The 6681-nt window shown below is 41.3% G+C and carries 7 protein-coding genes; 3 read left to right on the top strand and 4 right to left on the bottom strand.

Annotated elements, in window-relative coordinates:
* Nucleotides 1-175: 175 nt before the first annotated feature.
* A complete protein-coding gene (gene arsC, locus UYC_RS0117300; RefSeq protein ID WP_026087704.1) occupies nucleotides 176-571 on the bottom strand; it encodes an arsenate reductase, glutathione/glutaredoxin type in 396 nt (131 codons plus the stop codon).
* Between the two features lie 240 nt (nucleotides 572-811).
* Here arsC and UYC_RS0117295 point away from each other — a divergent pair, with 240 nt between their 5' ends.
* Both UYC_RS0117295 and arsJ read left to right on the top strand, forming a co-directional pair.
* Nucleotides 812-1822, top strand: a complete 1011-nt coding sequence (locus tag UYC_RS0117295) for an ArsJ-associated glyceraldehyde-3-phosphate dehydrogenase (protein ID WP_016878186.1) — start codon at nucleotides 812-814, stop codon at nucleotides 1820-1822.
* Nucleotides 1823-1860: 38 nt separating this feature from the next.
* Nucleotides 1861-3123 (top strand): organoarsenical effux MFS transporter ArsJ, encoded by a 1263-nt coding sequence (gene arsJ / locus UYC_RS0117290; RefSeq protein WP_016878185.1) that lies wholly within the window; start codon nucleotides 1861-1863, stop codon nucleotides 3121-3123.
* Between the two features lie 129 nt (nucleotides 3124-3252).
* Here arsJ and UYC_RS0117285 read toward each other — a convergent pair whose 3' ends face one another.
* The gene (locus tag UYC_RS0117285; RefSeq protein WP_016878184.1) at nucleotides 3253-3717 is read right to left on the bottom strand and encodes an ArsI/CadI family heavy metal resistance metalloenzyme; all 465 of its coding nucleotides are present in this window, start codon (nucleotides 3715-3717) and stop codon (nucleotides 3253-3255) included.
* Nucleotides 3718-3813: 96 nt separating this feature from the next.
* Here UYC_RS0117285 and UYC_RS0117280 point away from each other — a divergent pair, with 96 nt between their 5' ends.
* Nucleotides 3814-4161, top strand: coding sequence for an ArsR/SmtB family transcription factor (locus UYC_RS0117280; protein ID WP_016878183.1), 348 nt, complete (start codon nucleotides 3814-3816; stop codon nucleotides 4159-4161).
* Between the two features lie 264 nt (nucleotides 4162-4425).
* Here the strand turns inward: UYC_RS0117280 and arsB are convergent, their stop codons facing one another.
* Together arsB and UYC_RS0117270 are read right to left on the bottom strand one after the other, a co-directional pair.
* Nucleotides 4426-5580 carry an ACR3 family arsenite efflux transporter gene (arsB, locus tag UYC_RS0117275; protein WP_016878182.1) on the bottom strand — a complete coding sequence of 385 codons (1155 nt, stop codon included), beginning with the start codon at nucleotides 5578-5580 and terminating at the stop codon, nucleotides 4426-4428.
* A 30-nt stretch (nucleotides 5581-5610) separates the two neighbouring features.
* Nucleotides 5611-6678: a PstS family phosphate ABC transporter substrate-binding protein gene (locus UYC_RS0117270; RefSeq protein WP_016879589.1), complete on the bottom strand. Its 1068-nt coding sequence runs from the start codon at nucleotides 6676-6678 to the stop codon at nucleotides 5611-5613.
* Nucleotides 6679-6681: the final 3 nt, after the last annotated feature.

The following is a 6681-nucleotide window of genomic DNA, read 5'->3' as shown; positions in this document are numbered from 1 at the left end:
GTTGGGTACGTCACACTCGTACCATTCTTAATAACCGTAGGGTGGGCACTGGCACTGTTAGGAACTTAAAAATAAGGGTTTGGACAAAAGCTTAAAAGTGCCCACCTTACACAATTAGGTCGTCATTAGTTATTGGTCATTAGTCATTAGTAAGAGTTCCATTAAAATCTTTAGCCTAACTAAGCGATGCGATTAATTTCATGACTCGTTCTTTGACTTGATCGCGAACACGCCGGAAAGTTTCAATTGATTCTCCCTTTGGATCTTCAAGTTGCCAATCTTCAAATACTTCTCTAATTACCCATTCTTCTGGCAAATTCACACCACAACCACACAGAGAAATCACTACATCAAAATCTTCTGGTTGAAAATTACTTAAAGGCTTAGAAGTTTGATTGCTGATATCAATACCCACTTCTGACATCACTTGAATGGCAAGCGGATCTACTTGAGAAGCTTCCAAACCAGAACTCATAACAGCAATTTTTCCCTCACCCAATGTCTTTGCAAACCCTTCTGCCATTTGGGAGCGGCCGGAATTTCTCTTACAAACAAACATGACTCTTTTCATAATTTTATTTGATATTAGTAATTGAATGCTTGTGACTTTCAATTATTAATTTATTATCTGAATCAATAATTTGCAATCAAAAATTGCATACCAAAAACATTTTACTGCCAGAAATCTAGCAGCAACTAAATAATTTGTTACGGGTGATAGTGATTATCTTAGCTGTGATTGGGTTGACAAATCAAGTTTTTTTGAAATGATATATTTATACACCTACAAATTTTGAGCGGAAGTATAAATATGAGGATTCGCGTAGGTATTAATGGTTTTGGCAGAATGGGGCGCTTGGGTTTGCGAGCTGCTTGGGGATGGCCAGAAATAGAATTTGTTCACATCAACGAAATTAAAGGCGGGCCAGTCACAGCAGCGCATCTGCTCAAGTTTGATTCGGTTCACGGGCGTTGGGGAATGGATGTAGAAGCTGAAGGAGATCAGATTTGTATCGAAGGAAAATATCTGAGTTTTAGTGAATATTCAACTCCTGGTGAAGTACCTTGGGAAGAATTTGGTGTGGATGTGGTGTTAGAGTGTTCGGGCAAGTTCCGAACTCCAGAATCACTTGCTCCTTACTTCAAGCGAGGCGTAAAAAAAGTAATTGTGGCTGCGCCAGTCAAGCAAGGTGCTTTGAATGTTGTCATGGGTGTAAACGATTATCTCTATAACCCACAAGAACACCATCTTTTGACAGCAGCTTCTTGTACCACTAATTGCCTTGCTCCAATAGTCAAAGTAATTCATGAAGGATTGGGTATTCGTCATGGGTTAATTACTACAATTCATGATGCAACGAACACGCAAACTGTCGTAGATGCGCCTCACAAAGACTTACGACGAGCTAGGGCTAATAGTTTATCTTTGATTCCGACAACAACAGGTTCTGCAACAGCAATTGGGCTGATTTACCCAGAACTCAACGGCAAGTTAAATGGATTAGCTGTGAGAGTACCCTTACTAAATGCTTCCTTGACTGACTGCGTATTTGAGGTAGCAAAACCTACTTCTGTAGAAGAAATCAATAGTCTTTTCAAGACAGCTGCACAAACTTCACTTCAAGGCATTTTGGGCTACGAAGAACTTCCTTTAGTTTCTGTGGACTATAAAGACGATCCTCGCTCTTCTATTGTCGATGCGCTTTCCACGATGGTGATAGATCAAACCCAAGTGAAAATCCTGGCTTGGTATGACAATGAGTGGGGTTATGTCAATCGCATGATGGAATTAGCTCGTAAGGTTGCTCTGAGCTTGAATTAATTCTAAATCTTTACTTTTGAAACTAAATACTGTCTATTATGGCTACTTCTACTGCCTCACGTGCCAATTTAAAGAATTACGTGCTGGTGACACTTGCTTACTGGGGGTTTACCATCACTGATGGTGCTCTGCGGATGTTAGTGTTGCTTTATTTCAACAACATCGGTTATACACCTCTGCAAATCGCTTTTCTGTTCTTGTTTTACGAGATTTTTGGAGTTGTCACTAACTTTTTAGGTGGCTGGATTGGTTCCCAATTGGGATTGAAGGTGACGCTTTATTCAGGAATAGGATTGCAAGTTTTTGCTCTAGTGATGCTCTCACTGCTCAATCCAAATTGGGCGCAGTGGATTGCAGTTTTGTATGTGATGGTGGCACAGGCTTTCTCAGGTATTGCCAAAGACTTAACCAAAATGAGTTCTAAGAGTGCCATCCGGTTAGTTGTACCTCAAGATGCTCAGTCTTCTTTGTTTAAGTGGGTAGCAGTACTGACAGGCTCTAAAAATGCTCTCAAAGGAGTTGGTTTTTTTGTCGGTAGTGCATTGTTAGCTTCTGTTGGTTTTGTGAATTCTCTGTTGATTATGGCAGGAGGCTTATTCCTGCTGATGTTCTCAGGGTTGATGCTGCCAAAGGGTATGGGCAAAATCAAAGCTAAGGTCAAGTTTACCCAACTCTTTTCTAAAAGCAGAGAAATTAATATTCTTTCCGCCGCTCGCTTCTTCCTATTTGGTTCTAGGGATGTTTGGTTTGTCGTGGGATTACCTGTTTTTCTGCGGAGTGTTTTAAACTGGTCTTTCTATGAGGTAGGAGGATTTCTCGCTTGTTGGGTGATTGGCTACGGCGTGATTCAATTTTTGGCTCCAACTTTAATCCAACGTTTTGGTTCTAATCATCCTCCTCAAGCGAAAACGATTCAGTTTTGGACATTTACTTTAACTTTAGTTCCAGCGGCGATCGCTCTGGCTTTGCAGTTAGGTGCACCCCCTAATACCGTGATTGTTGTTGGGTTAATTATCTTTGGTATTGTCTTTGCTTTCAATTCTGCCGTTCATTCTTATTTGGTGCTAGCCTTCACGGATGACGACAAAGTGGCGCTCAATGTAGGCTTTTACTACATGGCTAACTCTGGCGGAAGATTAATTGGCACAGTGTTATCAGGCTTGGTTTATCAGCTATTTGGGCTTGTTGGTTGTCTGTGGACTTCTATGTTTTTTGTATTGGCAGCAGGATTAGTATCACTCAAGCTACCCGATCCTCAACCAACCAAGGCGATCGCATGGAAAGGTGGAGACGGAGATTGAGATCGGGACACAAAGACGCGGAGATTCAAAATTTGCCAATTAAAAAAGCCTGCTTTATGTATTCGCAGGCTTTTATGTTCAGCGTTTCACAAAACCACCGAAAAGTCGCCATGTCGAGCTAAGGGTAGTTTACGCGCAACACGGTTTTTTCAAAGCTGTGGCAACTGCACTAGCATCATCAGAATTAACTGTAGTACTCAGATTTTGCTCAGGTGTTGTATCTGCAACTTTCACTACAAACACTTCCCATTGATTCCCATCTGGATCGGTTACCCATACCTTGTCTTGCAAGGCATAACAGCAATCGGTATTTTCCTCTGTGAATATATTCAAGCCTGCATCCCCAAACCGCTTAATCGCAGCCTTTACATCTTCTGTGCTCTCAACCTGCACGCCCAAGTGAGACAATGCACCTCCAGAAACCACGCTCGTAGCCAAGTTGAGCGTCAGATTTAACGGTGGGCTGGCAATATCAAACTTGGCATAGTCAACTTTATGTTTCATCGGTTCTACGCCAAACATCGCTTGATAGAATTCAATCGACTTTTCTAGATTTGTAACTTTCAAAGCCACATGAGTTTTCAGAGTAGCCATATCATTTTGCTCCTTTTTGACTTATATTGACTAACATCAATATTTACCTATATCAATATATTGCCAGAACATATTGATGAATGTCAATATATAAATATGAAATTAACTCAACAAATTTCCAGTTGTTGTCCGTCGCTGCTTTCAGGAGCAATTGATTCCGAGCAAGCAGCGCAAATGGCAGCGATATTTAAAGTTTTGGGAGAGCCTGCCCGATTGCAGGTGCTCAGTTTAATCGCTGCTCAACCCGCAAAAGAAGCCTGCGTTTGTCAGTTAACAGAACCTTTAGGACTATCTCAGCCTACTGTTAGTCATCATTTGAAGGTGCTGTACGAAGCGGGTTTATTACAAAAAGAACGACGTGGCACCTGGATTTTCTATCGTTTGGTGCCTGAGCGAATAGAAGCTTTGCGAAATGCTTTGGCTCTGCCTACGCAGACGCATTAATTTGCTGTTCTGACAAAGCGCGATCGCGCTGCTGCACTCAGTGAAAAAATCCGCTCGGAAGATGGTGTTCAAAGAGTGGTAGAAATTTTGCAGCAGTAACGAAAAATAAACCACAAAGGACACATAGACACCAGGAGGGTGGCTTCCCGAAGGGTAGGACACAAAGAATATAAAGAAATAAGAGTTTGAGAGAGTTTTTGCGTAAGTCCTGGAGCGGTAGAAATTTTGCAGTAAACAATGAATACGGGATAATCTTAGATAATATTATTTGAATGGACTAATACAGCGCGGATCTCTTAAAGTCGCTTTTTCTGGTTCTCGTGGAAACCAAGCTGCCGTGCGCTTACAAAACTCTACCAGCATCAACATGACTGGCACTTCAATTAAAACCCCTACTACTGTGGCAAGTGCTGCACCCGAATTTAAACCAAACAGCATCACAGCAGTGGCAATAGCAACTTCAAAATGATTGCTAGCTCCAATTAATGCAGCAGGTGCAGCATCTTCATAAGACAGATTTAGCTCTAATGCTGCTACATAACTAATCAAGAAAATAAAATTAGTTTGAATAAACAACGGCACAGCAATTAACAAAATATGCAAGGGATTGCTAACTATTAGTTCACCCTTAAATGCAAATAGCAGCACCAAAGTCAACAATAGGGCGGTAATGGCAACTGGACTTAGATACTTCAAAAATCGCCTTTCAAACCACTCTCTACCTTTGTGTTTGAAAATCCAGTAACGGCTGTACATTCCCGCCACTAAAGGTAACCCGACATAAATCAGCACTGACAAAACAATTGTTTGCCAAGGTACTGTTAAATCATTCGCCGCTAGCAAACACCTACCCAACGGTGCATACAAAAATAGCATCGCCAGAGAATTCACTGCCACCATTACCAAAGTGTGTCCTTGGTTGCCGTAGGAAAGATATCCCCACATCAGCACCATTGCAGTACAAGGTGCAATTCCCAGCAAAATAGCACCAGCAATGTAGGAATTAGCTAATGTCACTTCAGTACCGCGAATGATTTCGCTACCAGCAATTAAAGGACGAAATAACCATCCTAAGAAAAACTGGGCAAAAGCCACCATCGTAAATGGCTTAATTAACCAGTTCACTACTAAAGTGAGAATGACGGGTTTGGGGGCGCGGATCGCGTTCGCAGCTTGAGTGAAGTCAATCTTCACCATGATTGGGTACATCATGAAAAATAAGCAGACTGCGATCGGAATAGACACTTGATATAGACTCATTGCATCTAGCGCCACCGCTACTCCAGGAAATAATCTGCCCAGGGTAATGCCCACCAAAATACACAAAAACACCCAAAGGGTAAGGTATTTTTCAAAAAAACTCAGATTACTTCCAGCTTGCACCCGAACTGTGTTGGTTTGCGAATGATTTTTTTGCATCGGTATAATTTTGATTTCAAAAGTCAATCGCTAAAATTTTGCTTGTTTGCGTAACAACTCTCCAAGAGTCAGGTTTATCTGTGCTTCTCCTTCAAAAACTGTTCCTACTTTGCCTCTATTGAAGTGAACTTTAGCGAGATGGTAGCCTTCTTCTGATAAAGGAACGTAGCCGATGGAACTTACTATCTTTGGTGCGTTCTCAATGTAGAAATCAACGAAATTTTTGACTCCTGGTTTCTTCTGAGCAGATTGAGCATTTACATAGATAAATAATGGTCGAGAAAAAGGCTGATACGTATTTTTTTCTACTGTTTCACGTGAAGGCAAGACAGTTGCTTTGCCGTTATTAACAGCTAGTGCTTTTAACTTGTTTTGGTTATCTTCGTAATAAGAAAAACCAAAATAACCCAAAGCATTCGGGTCTTTACTGATACCATCTACTAATACTTGATCATCTTCACTAGCTGTATAATCGGTGCGGCTAGATCCTGCTTTACCGACAACTGCTTCAGTAAAGTAATCAAAAGTACCAGATTTGTTCCCAGCACCGTATAAATTCAGAGGGCGATCAGGCCAATTTGCACGTACTTGGTTCCAACGGGTGATTTTCTTTTGTGCTGCTGGTTCCCAAATCTTTTTCAATTCAGAAATGGTAATGTCTTTTGCCCAGTTGTTTTGTGGATGAACGGCTATGGTAAGAGCATCAAAGGCAACGGGAAGTTCTATAAATCTGACGCCATTTTTGTTACAAACTTCCATTTCATTAGTTAAAATCGGCCGTGAGGCATTGTTTATGTCTGTCTCGCCAGTACAGAATTTTTCAAATCCGCCGCTAGTACCGGAAAAATTCACTTTCACCTGGGCTTGGTTAGCTTTATTTTTAGAGTCGGCTTGAAACTCTTTGGCGATCGCCTGCGTAATTGGATAAACAGTACTGGAACCATCAATGTTTACAGCCTTAACCGTTTCGGCATTACTGACTTCAGTTACCTTTTGTGGCTGCTGAGTTTGTGTAGATGTGTTGGAGTTTGTTGTGCAACTTGTTGCCAATACCAATACTCCAAGCGCAAGAGCTAATTTCTTTGGTGTTGCGCTCACTGA

The organism is Chlorogloeopsis fritschii PCC 6912, assembly GCF_000317285.1.
Classification (GTDB): Bacteria; Cyanobacteriota; Cyanobacteriia; order Cyanobacteriales; family Nostocaceae; genus Chlorogloeopsis; species Chlorogloeopsis fritschii.
Note: the sequence above shows the minus strand (reverse complement) of the source record. Positions and strands in the feature narration are given on the sequence as shown.

Bases quoted from the DNA above. Each gene is read 5' to 3' on its own strand.
- arsC (WP_026087704.1), bottom strand. From the start codon at position 571: ATGAAAAGAGTCATGTTTGTTTGTAAGAGAAATTCCGGCCGCTCCCAA.
- UYC_RS0117295 (WP_016878186.1), top strand. From the start codon at position 812: ATGAGGATTCGCGTAGGTATTAATGGTTTTGGCAGAATGGGGCGCTTG.
- arsJ (WP_016878185.1), top strand. From the start codon at position 1,861: ATGGCTACTTCTACTGCCTCACGTGCCAATTTAAAGAATTACGTGCTG.
- UYC_RS0117285 (WP_016878184.1), bottom strand. From the start codon at position 3,717: ATGGCTACTCTGAAAACTCATGTGGCTTTGAAAGTTACAAATCTAGAA.
- UYC_RS0117280 (WP_016878183.1), top strand. From the start codon at position 3,814: ATGAAATTAACTCAACAAATTTCCAGTTGTTGTCCGTCGCTGCTTTCA.
- arsB (WP_016878182.1), bottom strand. From the start codon at position 5,580: ATGCAAAAAAATCATTCGCAAACCAACACAGTTCGGGTGCAAGCTGGA.